Origin of the sequence: Janthinobacterium sp. GMG1, from assembly GCF_034427795.1 — a bacterium.
GTDB lineage: Bacteria > Pseudomonadota > Gammaproteobacteria > Burkholderiales > Burkholderiaceae_D > Janthinobacterium.
In genome coordinates, this window is record NZ_JAXQNT010000002.1 from 517461 (window position 1) to 534786 (window position 17326).

Consider the following 17326-nt stretch of genomic DNA (forward strand, 5'->3'; position numbering starts at 1 on the left):
AACAGCTTGATCGGAGCGAAAATTGGCGACTAATCCACAACTTGCTAAAAGTGCAGCGGCCGGTTTCCCTTGGGGACGGCTCTGGTTTTTGCTTGGCGCATTGGTGGTTTATCGTATCGGTGCTCACGTCCCGGTTCCCGGGATTGACCCGACACAATTAGCCTCGCTGTTCAAGGAGCACGAAGGCGGCGTCCTGGGCATGTTCAACATGTTCTCGGGCGGTGCCTTGTCTCGTTTTACAGTGTTTGCGCTGGGTATCATGCCTTATATCTCGGCCTCGATCATCATGCAATTGCTGTCGATCGTGTCACCGCAGATGGAAGCGTTGAAAAAAGAAGGCGAAGCAGGTCGTCGCAAGATCACCCAGTACACCCGGTATTTCACGGTTGCCCTGGCACTGTTCCAAGCGTTAGGCATTGCAGTCGCACTGGAGTCGCAAGCTGGTCTGGTGTTGGAACCTGGTCTTGCATTCCGCTTCGTGACGGTCGTCACTTTGTTGACCGGAACAATGTTTTTGATGTGGTTGGGTGAGCAAATTACCGAGCGTGGCTTGGGGAATGGCATCTCGATCATCATTTTTGCCGGGATTGCAGCAGGTCTGCCGTCGGCGTTGGGTGGCTTGTTCACTCAAGTGTCGAATGGCTCGATCGGCAGCTTCAGCGCGATTTTCATCGTGATCCTGGTAGCACTGGTAACGTACTTCGTCGTATTCGTCGAACGTGGTCAGCGCAAAATATTGGTCAACTACGCGAAGCGCCAGGTAGGCAACAAGATTTATGGCGGTCAAACCAGCCATTTGCCGTTGAAGCTGAACATGGCCGGCGTGATCCCGCCGATCTTTGCTTCTTCGATCATCTTGTTCCCGGCCACTATCGTGGACTGGTTTTCAAAGGGCGCCGACAACGCTAACCCTGCGGTGCGGTTCTTGAAAGATTTGGCAGCATCGATGGGGCCTGGTGAGCCTATCCATGCGCTGTTGTACGCAGTGGCGATCGTGTTTTTCTGTTTCTTCTATACAGCGCTGGTCTTTAACAGCAAGGAAACAGCGGATAACTTGAAGAAAAGCGGTGCGTTCATTCCCGGGATCCGTCCAGGCGAACAGACAGCCCGTTACATCGACAAGATCCTGACACGCTTGACACTTGCCGGCGCAGTCTACATCACCCTGGTGTGTTTATTGCCGGAATTTATGCAAGCCCAGTGGAAAGTACCATTCTATTTCGGCGGTACTTCTTTATTGATTATTGTAGTTGTCACCATGGATTTCATGGCGCAAGTACAGAACTACGTGATGTCGCAGCAATATGATTCGCTGCTGCGCAAAGCAAATTTCAAGGGCGGAATTCCGACGCGTTAAGCGCGGTAAACATACCGAATGGCAAAAGACGACGTCATACAGATGCAGGGCGAGATTCTTGAGAATCTCCCAAATGCAACATTTCGAGTGAAGCTGGAGAACGGACACGTGGTGCTCGGGCATATTTCAGGTAAAATGCGGATGAACTATATTCGCATTCTCCCTGGAGACAAGGTGACGGTGGAGTTAACGCCGTACGACCTGAGCCGAGCCCGCATTGTGTTCCGTACCAAGTAACACACTGAATCAAACCAAAGAAGCGAAAGAAAGAGCCCAAAAATGAAAGTTCTCGCATCAGTCAAGCGGATCTGCCGCAACTGCAAGATCATCAAGCGCAAAGGCGTAGTCCGCGTTATCTGCGTGGAACCACGTCACAAGCAGCGTCAAGGTTAATCGAGGAATAACAAATGGCACGTATTGCAGGGGTTAATATCCCAAATCATCAGCATACCGTTATCGGCCTGACGGCCATCTACGGTGTGGGCCGTCCACGCGCAGAGAAAATCTGTGCATCGACCGGTGTAGCAACCAACAAAAAGATCAAAGATCTGGATGACAGCGAACTGGAAAAGCTGCGCGATGAAGTAGGTAAATTCATCGTCGAAGGCGATCTGCGTCGTGAACTGTCCATGAACATCAAGCGTTTGATGGATCTGGGTTGCTACCGCGGCATGCGTCATCGTAAGGGTCTGCCTTGCCGTGGCCAGCGTACGCGTACGAACGCACGTACCCGCAAGGGACCGCGTAAAGCCGCTCAATCGCTGAAAAAATAATCCGCTAGGGAATAATTATGGCTAAGTCGCAAAATAACGCCGCATCAGCACGCGTGCGTAAAAAAGTTAAAAAGAACGTCGCTGAAGGCATCGCGCATGTCCACGCTTCGTTCAATAACACCATCATTACCATCACCGATCGTCAAGGCAATGCCTTGTCGTGGGCTACCTCCGGCGGTGCAGGCTTCAAGGGTTCGCGTAAATCGACCCCGTTCGCAGCGCAGGTCGCCGCGGAAGCCGCTGGTAAAGTGGCTGTTGAGTGTGGCGTCAAGAACCTGGAAGTACGTATCAAGGGCCCAGGTCCTGGTCGTGAATCCGCCGTTCGCGCGCTGAACAACCTGGGCATCAAGATCACCGAGATCCAGGACGTGACGCCGGTACCGCACAACGGTTGCCGTCCACCGAAACGTCGTCGTATCTAAGATAGTGTTGCAGAGGGCGCTTCGGCGCCAGCTGCTTTGCTGTCTGTTGTAACTCAGTACAGTTGTGTGAAAACGCTGGAGCAGGGAGCCGGAAACGGTTATACTGCCCGGCTGTTCTTGCCTGTCAAATCCTGTTTGACGGGTTTTTCGTTTTCAGCCACCGTCTGATTGAAGCCAAATCAGACTAGCGCCTAACCGCATCAGTGTGTTTGATCATGCATGTGGCTGGGGCGTTATCATTTAAAAAAAGGAAGTATCGTGGCACGTTATATCGGACCTAAAGCAAAACTTTCCCGCCGTGAAGGTACAGACCTGTTCCTGAAGAGCGCACGTCGCTCGCTGGACAGCAAGTGCAAACTGGACGTCAAGCCAGGCCAGCACGGTGTCAAATCCGGCGCCCGCACCTCGGACTACGGTAACCAACTGCGCGAAAAGCAAAAAGTCAAGCGCATGTACGGCGTGCTGGAACGTCAATTCCGCCGCTACTTCGCTGAAGCAGACCGTCGTAAAGGCAACACCGGCGAAACGCTGTTGAAGTTGCTGGAAACGCGTCTGGACAACGTTTGCTACCGCATGGGCTTTGGCTCGACCCGCGCTGAAGCGCGTCAATTGGTCAGCCACAAAGCGTTCACCGTGAACGGTATCGTTGTGAACATCGCTTCGTACGCAGTCAAAGTTGGCGACATCGTTGCTGTTCGTGAAAAATCGAAAAAGCAAGTGCGTATCGTTGAAGCACTGTCGCTGGCTGAACAAGTTGGTATGCCTAGCTGGGTTTCGGTTGATGCCAAGAAAATGGAAGGTACCTTCAAGTCCCTGCCAGAGCGTAACGAAATCGCTAACGACGTCAACGAATCGCTGATCGTCGAGCTGTACTCGCGTTAATAGCAGTTAGCACCATCACCGCCCACTCGTTTTCTTTCGGGTGGGCGTTTTACTAATGCCATCAGCCTTATCGGTGTAATGAGCCGAGGGTATTGAAAAGGACATTTCATGCAAAACAGTTTGTTGAAGCCACGTATTATCGATGTTGAAGCTCTCGGTGCAGGTCACGCCAAGGTCGTGATGGAACCGTTCGAGCGCGGCTATGGCCACACATTGGGTAACGCGTTGCGCCGCGTTCTGCTGTCGTCGATGGTAGGCTACGCGCCGACCGAAGTGACGATCGCTGGCGTCGTCCACGAATATTCCTCCCTCGATGGCGTGCAAGAAGACGTCGTCGATCTGTTGCTGAACTTGAAGGGTGTGGTTTTCAAAGTCCACAACCGCGATTCGGTAACCCTGACCCTGAAAAAAGAAGGCGAAGGCGCGATCCTGGCCTCCGACATCGACCTGCCGCATGACGTCGAACTGATCAACCCTGACCACGTGATCGCCCACCTGACCGCTGGTGGCAAGCTGGACATGCAGATCAAGGTTGAAAAAGGCCGCGGCTACGTTCCTGGTAACGTGCGTCGCCTGTCGGAAGACACGAACAAGACCATCGGCCGCATCATCCTGGATGCATCGTTCTCGCCAGTGCGACGCGTATCGTACTTCGTTGAATCGGCCCGCGTTGAACAGCGTACCGACCTGGACAAGCTGATCATCAATATCGAAACCAACGGCGTGATCTCGCCGGAAGAAGCGATCCGCCAGTCGGCCCGCGTCCTGGTGGACCAGTTGAATGTGTTCGCAGCCCTGGAAGGCACGGAAGCCGCCGCCGAAGCGCCATCGCGCGCTCCGCTGGTCGATCCTATCCTGTTGCGTCCAGTCGACGACCTGGAGTTGACCGTGCGTTCGGCAAACTGCCTGAAAGCGGAAAACATCTACTACATCGGCGACCTGATCCAACGTTCGGAAAACGAACTGCTGAAAACGCCAAATCTGGGCCGCAAGTCCCTGAACGAAATCAAGGAAGTGCTGGCATCGCGCGGCTTGACCTTGGGCATGAAGCTGGAAAACTGGCCGCCTGCCGGCCTGGAAAAGTAATTCGTAGTTGTAGCAAACTGCCTGGGACAGGTGTCCCAGGCTTTTATTTTGTAGTACCAAACCGGTCCGCGGCTGTAAGGGGTTTCTCTCTCAGCTGATCGAAGAACTGGAATTTAAACACTCACCGAAAGGATTTATCATGCGTCACGGTCACGGCCTCCGTAAACTGAATCGTACCTCGTCCCACCGTCTGGCAATGCTGCGCAACATGACAGTATCGCTGCTGCGTCACGAAGCGATCAAAACCACCCTGCCAAAAGCAAAAGAACTGCGCCGCGTTGTCGAGCCAATTCTGACCCTGGGCAAAACCGACTCCCTGGCAAACAAGCGTCTGGCCTTCAACCGCCTGCGCGACCGTGAAATGGTCGTCAAACTGTTCGCTGAACTGGGCCCACGTTTCGCCAACCGTAACGGTGGTTATGTACGTATCCTGAAAATGGGTTTCCGCGTCGGCGATAACGCTCCTATGGCGTTCGTTGAACTGATGGATCGTCCAGATACGACCGAAGCAGTTGAAGTTGCTGGCGAGTAATCCCAGTAATTGCATCTGAGAAAGCCAGGCCTAGCCTGGCTTTTTTGTTTTCTGCTGCAGCTATCCTTGCTGCGGTGTACTATTCTTCTTTCGCGCCGGCCCGGCACAAGCGCTGCCTGCTCCGCGCGACTCTTGTCGAATGGCACAGCTGTTGCCGCAGAAAAAGGTCGTTCATGTCCCGTTTCCCCTCCAGCGCCACCGTGCGCGCCGCTCCCCTGCATCAACTGCTGCTCTGGTTTGCCACCTGTCTGCTGCTGGTCATGGCCGTCTTTGGCGCAAGCCAGGCCCGTGCCGATGATGAATTCCTCGATCCGGAACTGGCCTTCAAGTTTTCCGCCCGCATGCAGGATCCGTCCACCATCGCCGTCACGTATGTGATCGCCGATGGCTACTATATGTACCACGAACGTTTTAAATTTGAAGCTGTGGGCGCCAAGCTGGGCACACCCGTGTATCCGGCTGGCAAGGTCAAGTTCGACGACACGTTCCAGAAGAACGTGGAAACCTTCCGCAAGACGCTCACCATCACGATACCCGTGGACGCGGCAGGCGCGTTCACCCTGAAGGCGACGGGCCAGGGCTGCTCCGACAAGGGCCTGTGCTATGCGCCGCAGGATGCCACGGCCCAGCTGGTGGGCGGTGGCGGCGGCCAGAGCATCGCGCCGGGCGCAGGTCTGCCGTCGAAATTCGCCCTGCCGGCCGCGCCCGCAGTCGACACGGCGGCCGTCAACGGCCCGCAGGCGCAGGCGTCGCCTGGCGTGTCCGTGCTGAGCATTCCCCAGGCGAACATCACCAGCACACCCGAGCCGGTGGCGGCGGCCCCCGTGGCGGCAAGCGCCGCGCCCGCGCAAAGCGAGATGGGCAAGATCGAAGCGGCACTGAAGGGCGGCAAATTGCTCGTCATCGTGCCCCTGTTCATGCTGCTGGGCCTGGGCCTGGCCTTTACGCCGTGCGTGCTGCCGATGGTGCCGATCTTGTCGTCGATCATCATCGGCGATGGCGCCAAGGTCAGCCGTTCACGCGGCTTGCTGCTGTCGCTGACGTACGCCCTGGGCATGGCCATCGTCTACACGGCGCTGGGCGTGGCGGCCGGCCTGGCGGGCGAAGGCCTGGCGGCGCAACTGCAAAACCCGTGGGTGCTGGGTTTCTTTGCCTTGCTGATGGCCGGCCTGGCGCTGTCGATGTTCGGTTTTTATGAATTGCAAGTGCCGGCTTTCCTGCAAGGCAAGCTGACGTCCGTGTCGAACCAGCAATCGTCGGGCCGCCTGGCGGGCGTGTTCGTCATGGGCGCCATTTCCGCCCTGATCGTGGGACCCTGCGTGGCCGCGCCGCTGGCCGGCGCCTTGTTGTACATCAGCCAGACGCGCGACGTCGTCATCGGCGGCAGCGCCCTGTTTGCCATGGCCGTGGGCATGAGCGTGCCCTTGTTGCTGGTGGGCGTGTCGGCCGGCACTTTGCTGCCGCGCGCCGGCGCCTGGATGGATGCCGTCAAACGCTTCTTTGGCGTGCTGCAACTGGGCGTGGCCTGGTGGCTGGTCTCGCCCGTGCTGCCGGGCGCCGTGCAGATGCTGGGCTGGACGGTGCTGTTCGTCGGCTATGGCATGTATCTGCTGGTGGGCAAGAGCGGCGCGCAGAACGCCTGGATCGCCAAGGCCTTTGGCCTCGTGTTTGCCGTGCTGGGGGCGATGCAGCTGGTGGGCGTGGCCAGCGGTGGCCGCGACCCGTTGGCGCCACTGGCGCACCTCGGCGGTGGCCAAGTGCACGCGCAACCATTTACGCGCGTAAAGACCGTGGCGCAGCTCGATGCGGCGCTGGCCCAGCTGAACGGCAAGCCGGCCCTGCTGGACTTTTATGCGGACTGGTGCGTGTCGTGCATCGAGATGGAAAAGCTGACATTCGTCGATCCCGCCGTGCGCGAGAAAATGGGACAAGCCGTGCTGCTGCAAGTGGATGTGACGGCCAATGATGCGGACGACAAGGCCATGCTGAAACGTTTTCAGCTGTTCGGCCCGCCGGGCATCATCATGTTCAACCAGCAAGGGCAGGAAATCGCCCAGTCGCGCGTGATCGGCTTCCAGAACGCCGCTACTTTCCTGACCTCGTTGCGTAAGCTCGACGGGCAATAAGCGGTCGCTTGTCTCGCGAATAAGAAAAAGCCTGCAATGCAGGCTTTTTCTGTTTCTGCGCCAGTTAAAACTTAACCAGCTTTGGGCTGCCGATGCATGCCATGGTGCCCGCCGCGGTGGTGGCCACCGTGCTTGCCGCCAGGCACGCTGTCGTCAAACACTTTCTTTTGTTCGGGCGTCAGCACGGCGTAGAAGGTTTTCAGCGAGGCCAGGCGACTTTCCTGGCTGGCGATGCGTTCCTTCGACATGGCGATCCATTGCTCCATGCGCTCCGGCGCCGACAGCTTGGCCATCGCTTCGTGCTTGGCTTTCCAGTCACCCATCGGTTTTTTCGGCGCGTTGGCGGCCGTGAATGTGGCCCAGGCCGGTTCTTGCGCGGCTGTCAGCTTCAGCTTGTCGTGCAGGCGGGACTGGTACTTGGCCATGCGTTCGGCCGGGTTGCTTGCGCGGTGCTGGCCGCGCTGGCCTTCATGTTGCATCTTGGTACTGGCGGCAGGCGCGCTGGCGGCCGCTTCCTGGGCGTGGACGGTCAGCGATGCCGCACCCATGCCGAGTACACTCATGGCGATGATCAAATTCTTGCGCAAGGTTGTCATTGAGGCGTTCATCTGGATTCCTTTGTAAAAGTGAGGGATGTACATGTTGCTGCACATGAATCCATGTTGGACGTGCCATGTTTCCCCGAAGTGTCCGCTGCCAGACAGTTTGTATCTATATGTTTCTTCGGGTCTCCTATATACAAGACGATACAAATGCGCTGTGCAAGGCCGGGGGAAGTGGGGATAATTCGAATCATGGAACCCACTTCTACAATTCTCATCGTCGACGATGACCGCGATATCCGCAGCTTGCTGGCGGACTACCTGGAAACGAACGCCTACCGCACCCTGGGCGCGGCCGATGGCACGGCCATGTGGAAAATCCTCGATGAAACGCGGCCCGATCTGATCGTGCTCGATTTGAACCTGCCTGGCGACGATGGCTTGACCCTGTGCCGCAAGCTGCGCGCCCAATCGACGGTGCCGGTGATCATGTTGACGGCGCGCAATGAACCGCTGGACCGCATCCTGGGCCTGGAAATGGGCGCCGACGATTATTTGCCGAAGCCGTTCGAACCGCGTGAATTGCTGGCGCGCATACGCAGCGTGTTGCGCCGCAGCCATGCCATGCCGTCGAACGTGCCGTCGGACAAGGCGCAGCAAATCCGCTTTTCTGGCTGGACGCTGGATTTGACGGCGCGCCATTTGCTCAATCCCAGCGGCCTGGTGATCATGCTGTCGGGCGCGGAATTCCGCTTGCTGCGCGTGTTCCTCGAGCATCCGAACCGTGTGCTCAACCGCGACCAGTTGCTGAACCTGACGCAGGGCCGCGACGCCGACCCGTTCGACCGCTCGATCGATATCCAGATCAGCCGCTTGCGGCAAAAACTCGGTGAAGATGCCCGCTTGCCGCAAATCATCAAGACCGTGCGCAACGGCGGCTACGTGCTGGCCGGCCAGGTCAACGTGGAGCCGCACGCGTGAAGGCCTTCCTGGGATCGATGACGGGCCGCGTCTTCATGTTCCTGCTGATCGGCATTGTCGCCTCGGCCGCGCTGACGCAGTGGCTGGCCGTGGGCGAACGCCAGCGCGCCATCGAGCAATACCGCGACTATCACGCCGTCGAGCGGGCCGAGCAGCTGGTGATGGCGGCCGACGTGGTGCCGCTGGCCTCGCGCGCCGCCTACCTGAAGGTGGCCAACAAGGGCAGCGTGCGGCTGGAATTGCGTCCTGACACGGCACATACGCCCGGCGCGCCGACGGAGTTTTCCACCGCCCTGCAAGCCAAACTGGGTGAAGGTTTCAAGGTCAGCGCGCTGGCCGAACGTCCGGCCGCCTGCGTCAAGCCGCGCCAGTCGCCGGGCATGTTTTCCGCCAAGCCATGGGGCGGCACCTGCGAAAACCTCGACGTGCGCATGCAGGATGGCCACGTACTGCGCCTGATGGTCTTGCCGCCGCGCCAGCAGCCGCCGTTCAATGAACATAACGACTGGATGACCTTGCTACCTTTCCTGATCAGTATCGCTATCCTCGCCTACCTGGTCACGCGCATGACCATGCGCCCGCTCAAGCAACTGGCGCAGGCGGCGAAAGACCTGGGTAATGACATCAACCACCCGCCGCTGACCCTGTCGGGCGCCAGCGAAATCCGCCAGGCCAGCGCCGCTTTCAATGCCATGCAGGCGCGCATCCGCCAGCATATTTCCCAGCGGACACAGATGCTGGCAGCCATCACGCACGACTTGCAGACGCCGCTGACGCGCTTGCGGCTGCGCCTGGAAAAAGTGGCGGATACGGAATTGTATGACCGCCTGGTGGGCGATCTGTCAGCCATGCAAAGCATGGTCAAGGAAGGGCTGGACCTGGCCCGCTCGATGGACAGCACGGAAGCGATGCAGGCGCTCGATCTCGATTCCCTGTTAGACAGCGTCTGCTCCGATGCGGCAGATGCCGGCCAGAAAGTCACTCTAGGTGGACAGGCAGGCATGGCCCTGATGGCGCGCCCGATCGCGATGCGGCGCTGCCTGGTGAACCTGATCGACAATGCCGTCAAATATGGCCTGTACGCGCAGGTCACCGTCGAACGCATTCCCGGTGCCGCGCGCATACGCATCCGCGACGGCGGGCCAGGCATTGCGCCAGATCAGCTGGCGAAAGTGTTCGAACCGTTTTACCGCATCGAGACTTCGCGTTCGCGCGAATCTGGCGGCACGGGCCTGGGCCTGACCATCGCGCGCAATATTGCCGAGCAGCACGGCGCCACGGTTTCACTGCTCAATCATGTCGACGGTGGACTGGAAGTCACCCTGATCGTGCCAGAGTATTACGCAGGAAAGTGAGCATTTCCGTGCGACAATATTGTGCTTTATGCCCCCTGGCAACTACCTTCAACCTGCAGCCCTGCGCTGCAACAGCGTGACAGAACAATGAAAAAGACTAGTCTGGCAATCCTCGTGGGTGCGGCCCTGTGTATCGGTGGCGGCATCTGGTATTTCAATCATCAGTCCGGCGCGGCGAGCGGCGGACAGGATGGCAAAGGGGGCAAGGGCGGACAGGCGCCGACGACGGTGAGCGTGGTCACGCCCGTGCGCGAGGACGTGCCGATGGTGTTGCAAGCCAATGGCAGCGTGATGCCCATCAGCAGCGTGGATTTGCATCCGCAGACGACCAGCACGATTACCAAGGTGCATATCCGCGAAGGCCAGTTCGTCAAGCAGGGCGAGCTGATGTTTACGCTGGACGCGCGCAGCGAGCACGCGAATGTCGACAAGGCGCAGGCGCAGGTCTTGCGCGACCGCGCCTCGGTGCAGGACTTCGAGCGCCAGCTCAAGCGCAACCAGGATTTGCTGAGCAAGAATTTCATCGCCCAGGGCGCCGTCGATACCCTGCAAAGCCAGCTCGACGCGGCACGTGCCTTGCTGGCTGCCGACCAGGCCGCCTTGCGCGCCGCCCAGGTCGATTCCAGCTACACCGTCCTGCGCGCGCCGCAGGCGGGCAGGGTGGGCGCCATCAATGTCTACGCAGGCAGCCTGGTGCAGCCGACCACGTCGCTCACCAGCATCACCCAGCTCGACCCGATCGACGTGTCGTTCACCTTGCCGGAAAGCAGCCTGTCCGGCTTGCTGGCGGCGCAAAAGGCGGGCGAGGTGCCTGTCACGGCGCTGTTGTCCGATGCGGGCGGCAAGCAGCTCGATGGCAAACTGAACTTCATCGACAATGCCGTCGATCCCGCCACAGGTGTGATCAGGATCAAGGCGCGTTTCAATAATGGCGGCACCGATTTGTGGCCAGGCCAGTACGTGAATACGCAGCTGACCGTGCGCACCCTCAAGGATGCGCTGGTGATCCCGCAGAATGCCATCATCACGAGTACCTCCGGCACCTTCGTGTACTCGATGGAAGCGGACAGTACGGCCAAGATGCGCAAGGTGACACGCGTGTATGCATTCGGACCGAGTGCCGTCGTCACCGGTCTGGCAGGCGATGAAAAAGTCATCGTCGATGGCAAGCAGAACTTGCGCCCAGGCAGCAAGGTGCGCCTGGTGGAAAAACACAAGGCTGCCGATGGCGCCGCCGCACCGCAGGGCAAGCCAGCATGAACCTGTCCGAACTGAGCATCCGCCGCCCCGTCATGGTGGTGCTGCTGTCCCTCTCCATCATCCTGGCCGGCGTGCTGGCCTATCTGCAAATTCCCGTGGCGGCCTTGCCGAGCTACAACACGCCCGTCATCAACGTCAGCGCCGACCTGGCCGGCGCCAGCCCGGAAACCATGGCCTCGTCGGTGGCCTTGCCACTGGAAAAGCAGTTTTCCACCATTTCCGGCCTCAGCCTGATCACGTCCACGAGTACCTTGGGCAATACTTCGCTGACCCTGGAGTTTGACGCCAGCATCAACGTCAACGAGGCGGCCGTCGACGTGCAGGCGGCCCTGCTGCGCGCGCAGCGCCAGTTACCGACGGAAATGACGGATTTGCCGTCCTACCGCAAGGTCAATCCGGCCGATGCGCCCGTGCTGTTCATCCAGATGACGTCGCCGTCGCTGAACTTGTCGGACCTCAATGATTATGCGGAAAACCTGATCGCGCCCAGCCTGTCGACCTTGCCTGGCGTCGCCCAGGTCATCGTGAATGGCCAGAAACGCTTTGCCGTGCGCGTGCGCGCCCGTGCCGACCTGATGAATGCGCGCAATCTGACGATGGACGAGTTGGCCACCGCCTTGCGCACCTCGAACACGAATTCCCCGCTGGGCATCCTTGACGGTCCGAGCCAGACCCTGACCATCCAGGGCAATCCGCAAATGATGAAAGCGGCCGATTTTGCCGAACTGATCGTCGCCAGCCGCAATGGCCAGCCCGTGCGGCTGAAAGACGTGGCCGAGGTGGAAGACAGTTTTCAATCGATCAAGTCCGTCGGCAGTTTCAATGGCGAGCGCTCGATCAGCCTGATGGTGCAGCGCCAACCGGACGCCAACACCGTGCAAGTGGTCGATGGCGTGCGTCGTTTGTTGCCAGGCTTCAAGGAGCAATTGCCGCAATCGATACAGATCAGCCTGGTCAACGACCGTTCGCTGTCGATCCGCGAAGCCATCCACGACGTGAATCTGACCTTGGCGCTGACGGTGGTGCTGGTGGTGCTGGTGATCTTTTTGTTCCTGCACCGCGCGGCCGCCACCTTCATTCCCGCCGTCACCATGCCGATTTCCCTGCTCGGCGCCCTGGCCCTGCTGTACTGGCTCGGCTACAGCCTCGACAACGTCTCGCTGCTGGGCATTACCCTGGCCGTGGGCCTGGTTGTCGACGATGCCATCGTGGTGCTGGAAAACATCGTGCGCCATATCGAGATGGGCAAGAAACCGATACGCGCGGCCCTGGAAGGGGCGAAAGAGATGGGCTTTACCATCATCTCGATTTCCGTCTCGCTGGTGGCCGTGTTCATCCCCATCTTCTTCATGCCGGGCGTGATCGGCTTGCTGTTCCATGAGTTCGCCGTTGTCGTCTCGCTGGCCGTGCTGGTATCCGCCATTGTGTCGCTGACCCTGGTGCCTATGCTGGCCAGCCGCTTCCTGCCGGCCGATTCGCGCGAGCACAATGACAGCGACCCCAGTCATGGCGAAAAAACCTTTATCGGCCGCCATTTCGAAGCGGGTTTCACGGCATTGCGCAACGGTTATGTGCATCTGCTCGACAAGGCACTGGCGCACCGCAATGTGGTGCTGTTCGTTGCCGTGTGTACGTTTGCGCTGACGGTGCTGTTGTACGCGACGATACCGAAAGGTTTCTTCCCAGAGGAAGACCTGGGCCAGATCCAGGTCAATACGGAAGCGTCGGAGGATATTTCCTCGGCGGCACTGCAGGACTTGCAAGCCCGCGTGGCGGCCGTGCTCAAGGCGGATCCCAGCGTCCAGGATGTGACCTCGTTCGTCGGCGGCGGCAACACGGGCCGCATGTTCATGGTCTTGAAACCGCGCAGCGAGCGGCCGAAAATGCCCGTGGTGCTGGAAAACCTGCGCCGCGCGACGAGCACCGTGCCCGGCATGGCCGTGTATTTCCGTCCCGTGCAAAACTTGCAGTTGGGCGGACGCCAGAGCAAGAGCCGCTACCAGTACACCCTGCAAAGCGTCAGCCCCGACGCCTTGAATGACTGGGCGGAAAAGTTTATCGCCGGCATGCGCACGGATCCCGCCTTCCGCGACGTTACCAGCGATTCGCAGATCAAGGGCTTGCAGGCGTCGCTCAGGATCGACCGCGACAAGGCCAACCTGCTGGGCGTGCAAATGTCCGACATCCGCACGGCCCTGTACAGCGCCTTTGGCGAGCGGCAAGTGTCGACCATCTATTCGTCGGCCGCCAGCTATTACGTGATCCTGGAAGCGGCCACGGCCGACCGCCAGTATGACGATGCGCTCACGCGCGTGTCCGTGCGCAGCAAGACGGGCGAACTGGTGAAACTGTCGAGTATTGCCTACGTGGAACGCACGATCGGTCCCACGTCCGTGAATCACCAGGGGCAGTTGCAGGCCGTCACCATCGCCTTCAACCTGGCGCCCGACGTGCCGCTCGGTATCGCCACGGGCAAGATCGATGTGATGGCCAAGGACATGAACTTGCCGGCTTCCATCATCACGCGCTACGGCGGTGATGCGGCCGTGTTCCAGAGCTCGCAATCGAGCCAGATCATCCTCATCATTGCCGCGTTGGCCGTGATCTATGTGCTGCTCGGCGTGCTGTATGAGAGCTACATCCATCCGCTGACCATCCTGGCCGGCTTGCCGTCGGCAGCCGTGGGGGCGCTCCTGACCCTGCGCCTGTTCGGCATGGACCTGACAATGATCGCCATCATCGGCATTTTGATGCTGATCGGTATCGTCAAGAAAAACGCCATCATGATGATCGACTTTGCCCTGCATGCGCAGCGCAACGACGGGCTGGCGCCGGCCGAGGCCATCCGCCAGGCGTGCATCCTGCGTTTCCGCCCCATCATGATGACCACGGCGGCGGCGCTGATGGGCGCCTTGCCGATCGCCCTGGGCCTGGGCGCCGGCGCCGAATTGCGCCAGCCGCTGGGCCTGGCCGTGGTCGGTGGCTTGCTGTTTTCGCAAGTGATTACCCTGTTCATCACGCCCGTGATCTATTTGTTCCTCGATAAGTACAGCGGCACGGGACCGTTGACGGACGAGCAATTGGTGGCACTCGACAACAAGTCCTGAGCCGCCACACGGCCACCACCGGCGCCCCGTTCCTGCGTGAATGCGGCGCCGGTTTTGTATGGGCCGTGATACATACGGTAACAACCGTCAAGACACGGCTCAGGTACTCTGATACCGCTGCAAGGAATGTCGCTATCCTGTACGCTTCGGGTTGGAAATGCCGAGGAAGTGTTCCCAAAAGCAAGGGACTCTGGCACTATGGCTGCCCTGTAAGATTACTTTTGTCGCTACACAGAAAGCACGATTCATTTTGCATGACACGACCCATTTGATGGCTGCCGATTCCGATGTTTGCCCCACCTGCGGGCAAGTGATCAAGCCACCACCGGCCTACGGGTCCAGGACCAGCACCATGCGCAAGGTGGCGCTCGGCGTGTCCGTCTTGCTGCACGTGCTGCTGGCGGCGTATGTCCTGTTGCACAGCGACAAGATCGAAAAGATTCCGCCGCCGAAGAAGGAAAGCGCGATGGTCTACATCGCGCCGCTGAAAGACAAGCCGCAACCGAAGCCGCAACCGAAACCCACGCCGAAACCGAAGGACACGAAAGTGGCCAAGGTGAAACCGCCGCCGGCGCCGAGCAAGCGCGTGGTGACGAAAGACGTGCCGCGCGACAAGCCGAAACTGGAAACCTTCACGCCGCCGCTGGTGTCGAAAGTGCCGTTGCCGCCGCCGCCGGCTGAAGACATGAGCTCGATGATCGAGCAGCGCCGCAAACAGCGCCAGGCGCAAAATCCCGCGCCGCCGGCCGAAGAAAGCGAAAACGACCGTGCCATGCGCGTGGCCAAGGCGAATATCGCCGGCGCCCAGGGACGCAATTCCGGCAGCGACCGCGAGGATTCGGGCGGCGTGTTTTCCATCGTCAACCAGACTTCGTTCAGCGCGGAAGTCAAGTTCAAGGGCTGGAACGGCAACTTCAAGCGCAATTGGCTGAAGCAGGAAAAAGTGGAATTGGGCAATGAGCCCGATATCGAAACGGCCATCGTGAAAAAGATGATCCAGCTGATCCGTGCTGAAAAGCCTGGTGATTTCGTTTGGGAATCGCGCCGCCTGGGGCGCAATGTCAACCTCAGCGCCCGCGTGGAAGACACGGCCGAGCTGATGGCCTTCCTGCGCCAGGAATTCTTTTCCGAAAAACGCTCAGGGCCGGGACGGCGCTAGGCGCTCGGAAAACTGACGGCAATAAAAAAGGCTGCACCGTGTGAACGGGCAGCCTCTTTTACGCAGCGTTGATCTCGATCAAGCCGGTTTGTCGGTTCCCGCTTCCGGCTCGACGTCGTCTTCCATGTCGATCAGTTCGACCATCTGGGCCGCGCCATCTTCGCTGATGCCGGCCAGCTCCATGATCTTGTCGTTGGCTTCGTCGATGCCGACGCGCTTCAGGGCCGAGAACAGTTGCACGGTGAACGGGAAGCCGACGCCGTCTTCATCCACGTAGCTATCGAGCTTGGCTTTCGCCTGGCGCAAGGCATTCACGGATTCATTACGGTTCAGTTTATCGACCTTGGTCAGGATGCAGTGGATCGGCTTGCCTGTCGGGGCGAACCATTCCAGCATCTGAATGTCCAGGTCGGTGAACGGGCGGCGCGAATCCATGATCAGGATCAAACCGGCCAATTGCTCGCGGCGCTGCACGTAGTCGCCCAGCAGGCGCTGCCAGTGCAGTTTGGCCGAGCCCGAGACTTCCGCGTAGCCGTAGCCCGGCAAGTCGACCAGCAGGCATTCGATCTCTTCGACGATGGTGGCATCCTTGCGGTGCTGCGCCACGTGGGCGCCGCCGATGGAGAAGTAGTTGATGTGCTGGGTACGGCCAGGTGTCTTGGAGGCGAACGCCAAGCCTTTCTGATTACACAAGATGTTGATGGCGGTCGATTTACCGGCATTGGAGCGGCCGGCAAAGGCGATTTCCGGCACCGTGGTATCGGGCAGGTCACGCAATTGGTTGACGGTCGTAAAGAAGCGGGCTTGCCAGAGTTTTGACATGGGAGTAGTAAAGCAACAAAAGGGAGCGATAAGGGAGCGATAACGCCAAGAAGCTATTGTACAATAAGGGGTTGTTTATTGTTGCCGGCGTAGCAGCGATGCGGCTTGCGGCCCTGAAAATAAAGCAAAAATCCACAGGGCGCGGCAATGTCCACCACTAATTTCTCACTGTCTCAGGGTGCCTGAATGAATCGTGCGTTTTCACCGTTGTTCAAATCCATGCTGCTCGCTTTGCTGGCTGTATCGGCAACTGCCTCCGCGGTCGAAGCACCGAAACCGGCCGTCAAGGCCGACGCTGCCAAGGGCGCTGCCCTGTACGCCGATGGCGATGCGGCGCGCGGCTTGCCTGCCTGCGTCTCCTGCCATGGCGCGGCCGGCAATTCGACCATCACGGTCAATCCGAAACTGGCCGGCCAGCACGAAAGCTATATCTACAAGCAACTGGTTGACTTCACCACGCCGGAGCGCAACCAGCCTGTCATGACGACGTACGCGAAGATGCTCAGCGACGCCGACAAGAAAAATATCGCCGCCTACCTGGGTGCGCAGCTGTCCAAGCCGGGTGCCGCGAAAAACAAGGACACGATCGACCTGGGCAAGAAAATCTACCGTGGTGGCATTGCTTCGAAGCAAGTTGCTGCCTGCGCCAGCTGTCATGGCGCGACGGGCAATGGCATTCCCGTCCAGTATCCGCGCATCGCCGGCCAGCACCAGGACTACACGGTGGCCCAGCTGGCCATGTTCCGCAGCACCAAGGCTGATGCCCGCAAGAACAGCGCGCAAATGCACACCATCGCCGCCCGCATGTCGGATGACGAGATTGCCGCCGTGGCCGATTACATCGCCGGCCTGAAGTAAGTTTTCATAGTGGCAAGCGATTGCCAGGCGCACCAGCGCGCATGAACAAGGGCGGCCGTCTCAA

Annotated in this window: 17 protein-coding genes; 15 read left to right on the plus strand and 2 right to left on the minus strand. The window is 59.3% G+C overall.

Features of this window, described 5'->3' with window-relative positions:
• Positions 1–22 precede the first annotated feature (22 nt).
• The 9 genes from secY to dsbD all read left to right on the plus strand — a co-directional run bounded on the left by secY (position 23) and on the right by dsbD (position 7178).
• On the plus strand, positions 23–1357 hold the full coding sequence (secY, locus tag SJI03_RS07355; RefSeq protein WP_010394438.1) for a preprotein translocase subunit SecY: 1335 nt from the start codon (positions 23–25) through the stop codon (positions 1355–1357).
• Positions 1358–1375: 18 nt separating this feature from the next.
• Positions 1376–1594, plus strand: coding sequence for a translation initiation factor IF-1 (infA, locus tag SJI03_RS07360; protein ID WP_005663428.1), 219 nt, complete (start codon positions 1376–1378; stop codon positions 1592–1594).
• Positions 1595–1636: 42 nt separating this feature from the next.
• Positions 1637–1750 (plus strand): 50S ribosomal protein L36, encoded by a 114-nt coding sequence (gene rpmJ, locus SJI03_RS07365; protein WP_010394471.1) that lies wholly within the window; start codon positions 1637–1639, stop codon positions 1748–1750.
• A 14-nt stretch (positions 1751–1764) separates the two neighbouring features.
• Entirely contained in the window at positions 1765–2130 is a 366-nt protein-coding gene (gene rpsM / locus SJI03_RS07370; protein WP_046681666.1) for a 30S ribosomal protein S13, read from the plus strand.
• A 17-nt stretch (positions 2131–2147) separates the two neighbouring features.
• A complete protein-coding gene (gene rpsK, locus SJI03_RS07375; protein WP_010394475.1) occupies positions 2148–2552 on the plus strand; it encodes a 30S ribosomal protein S11 in 405 nt (134 codons plus the stop codon).
• A 258-nt stretch (positions 2553–2810) separates the two neighbouring features.
• Complete coding sequence (gene rpsD / locus SJI03_RS07380) at positions 2811–3434, plus strand: 30S ribosomal protein S4 (RefSeq protein ID WP_010394478.1); 624 nt, start codon at positions 2811–2813, stop codon at positions 3432–3434.
• A gap of 108 nt (positions 3435–3542) precedes the next feature.
• The gene (locus tag SJI03_RS07385; RefSeq protein ID WP_008444343.1) at positions 3543–4520 is read left to right on the plus strand and encodes a DNA-directed RNA polymerase subunit alpha; all 978 of its coding nucleotides are present in this window, start codon (positions 3543–3545) and stop codon (positions 4518–4520) included.
• A gap of 139 nt (positions 4521–4659) precedes the next feature.
• Positions 4660–5052, plus strand: a complete 393-nt coding sequence (gene rplQ, locus SJI03_RS07390; protein WP_034753219.1) for a 50S ribosomal protein L17 — start codon at positions 4660–4662, stop codon at positions 5050–5052.
• A 173-nt stretch (positions 5053–5225) separates the two neighbouring features.
• Entirely contained in the window at positions 5226–7178 is a 1953-nt protein-coding gene (dsbD, locus tag SJI03_RS07395) for a protein-disulfide reductase DsbD (RefSeq protein WP_322426690.1), read from the plus strand.
• Positions 7179–7249: 71 nt separating this feature from the next.
• Here the strand turns inward: dsbD and SJI03_RS07400 are convergent, their stop codons facing one another.
• On the minus strand, positions 7250–7786 hold the full coding sequence (locus tag SJI03_RS07400; RefSeq protein WP_322426691.1) for a Spy/CpxP family protein refolding chaperone: 537 nt from the start codon (positions 7784–7786) through the stop codon (positions 7250–7252).
• A gap of 186 nt (positions 7787–7972) precedes the next feature.
• On the opposite strand from SJI03_RS07400, the gene SJI03_RS07405 reads away from it, so the two are divergent.
• From SJI03_RS07405 to SJI03_RS07425, 5 genes are all read left to right on the plus strand, one after another.
• Positions 7973–8701: a response regulator gene (locus tag SJI03_RS07405; RefSeq protein ID WP_034753223.1), complete on the plus strand. Its 729-nt coding sequence runs from the start codon at positions 7973–7975 to the stop codon at positions 8699–8701.
• Entirely contained in the window at positions 8698–10056 is a 1359-nt protein-coding gene (locus SJI03_RS07410) for an ATP-binding protein (RefSeq protein ID WP_099378439.1), read from the plus strand. Before SJI03_RS07405 ends, SJI03_RS07410 begins: the two co-directional genes overlap by 4 nt.
• Before the next feature lie 87 nt (positions 10057–10143).
• Complete coding sequence (locus SJI03_RS07415) at positions 10144–11316, plus strand: efflux RND transporter periplasmic adaptor subunit (RefSeq protein ID WP_099378440.1); 1173 nt, start codon at positions 10144–10146, stop codon at positions 11314–11316.
• Complete coding sequence (locus SJI03_RS07420; RefSeq protein WP_099378441.1) at positions 11313–14423, plus strand: efflux RND transporter permease subunit; 3111 nt, start codon at positions 11313–11315, stop codon at positions 14421–14423. Before SJI03_RS07415 ends, SJI03_RS07420 begins: the two co-directional genes overlap by 4 nt.
• Positions 14424–14694: 271 nt before the next feature.
• Complete coding sequence (locus SJI03_RS07425) at positions 14695–15582, plus strand: hypothetical protein (protein ID WP_233516168.1); 888 nt, start codon at positions 14695–14697, stop codon at positions 15580–15582.
• A 78-nt stretch (positions 15583–15660) separates the two neighbouring features.
• Here the strand turns inward: SJI03_RS07425 and yihA are convergent, their stop codons facing one another.
• Positions 15661–16404 carry a ribosome biogenesis GTP-binding protein YihA/YsxC gene (gene yihA, locus SJI03_RS07430; protein WP_034778293.1) on the minus strand — a complete coding sequence of 248 codons (744 nt, stop codon included), beginning with the start codon at positions 16402–16404 and terminating at the stop codon, positions 15661–15663.
• 186 nt (positions 16405–16590) lie between these two features.
• Between yihA and SJI03_RS07435 the strand changes: the two genes are divergently transcribed.
• Entirely contained in the window at positions 16591–17262 is a 672-nt protein-coding gene (locus SJI03_RS07435) for a c-type cytochrome (protein WP_322426692.1), read from the plus strand.
• Positions 17263–17326: the final 64 nt, after the last annotated feature.

Bases quoted from the DNA above. Each gene is read 5' to 3' on its own strand.
- rpsK (WP_010394475.1), top strand. From the start codon at position 2,148: ATGGCTAAGTCGCAAAATAACGCCGCATCAGCACGCGTGCGTAAAAAA.
- rplQ (WP_034753219.1), top strand. From the start codon at position 4,660: ATGCGTCACGGTCACGGCCTCCGTAAACTGAATCGTACCTCGTCCCAC.
- SJI03_RS07415 (WP_099378440.1), top strand. From the start codon at position 10,144: ATGAAAAAGACTAGTCTGGCAATCCTCGTGGGTGCGGCCCTGTGTATC.
- SJI03_RS07385 (WP_008444343.1), top strand. From the start codon at position 3,543: ATGCAAAACAGTTTGTTGAAGCCACGTATTATCGATGTTGAAGCTCTC.
- rpsM (WP_046681666.1), top strand. From the start codon at position 1,765: ATGGCACGTATTGCAGGGGTTAATATCCCAAATCATCAGCATACCGTT.
- infA (WP_005663428.1), top strand. From the start codon at position 1,376: ATGGCAAAAGACGACGTCATACAGATGCAGGGCGAGATTCTTGAGAAT.
- SJI03_RS07420 (WP_099378441.1), top strand. From the start codon at position 11,313: ATGAACCTGTCCGAACTGAGCATCCGCCGCCCCGTCATGGTGGTGCTG.
- SJI03_RS07435 (WP_322426692.1), top strand. From the start codon at position 16,591: ATGAATCGTGCGTTTTCACCGTTGTTCAAATCCATGCTGCTCGCTTTG.
- SJI03_RS07425 (WP_233516168.1), top strand. From the start codon at position 14,695: ATGGCTGCCGATTCCGATGTTTGCCCCACCTGCGGGCAAGTGATCAAG.
- yihA (WP_034778293.1), bottom strand. From the start codon at position 16,404: ATGTCAAAACTCTGGCAAGCCCGCTTCTTTACGACCGTCAACCAATTG.
- dsbD (WP_322426690.1), top strand. From the start codon at position 5,226: ATGTCCCGTTTCCCCTCCAGCGCCACCGTGCGCGCCGCTCCCCTGCAT.
- SJI03_RS07405 (WP_034753223.1), top strand. From the start codon at position 7,973: ATGGAACCCACTTCTACAATTCTCATCGTCGACGATGACCGCGATATC.
- SJI03_RS07400 (WP_322426691.1), bottom strand. From the start codon at position 7,786: ATGAACGCCTCAATGACAACCTTGCGCAAGAATTTGATCATCGCCATG.
- rpmJ (WP_010394471.1), top strand. From the start codon at position 1,637: ATGAAAGTTCTCGCATCAGTCAAGCGGATCTGCCGCAACTGCAAGATC.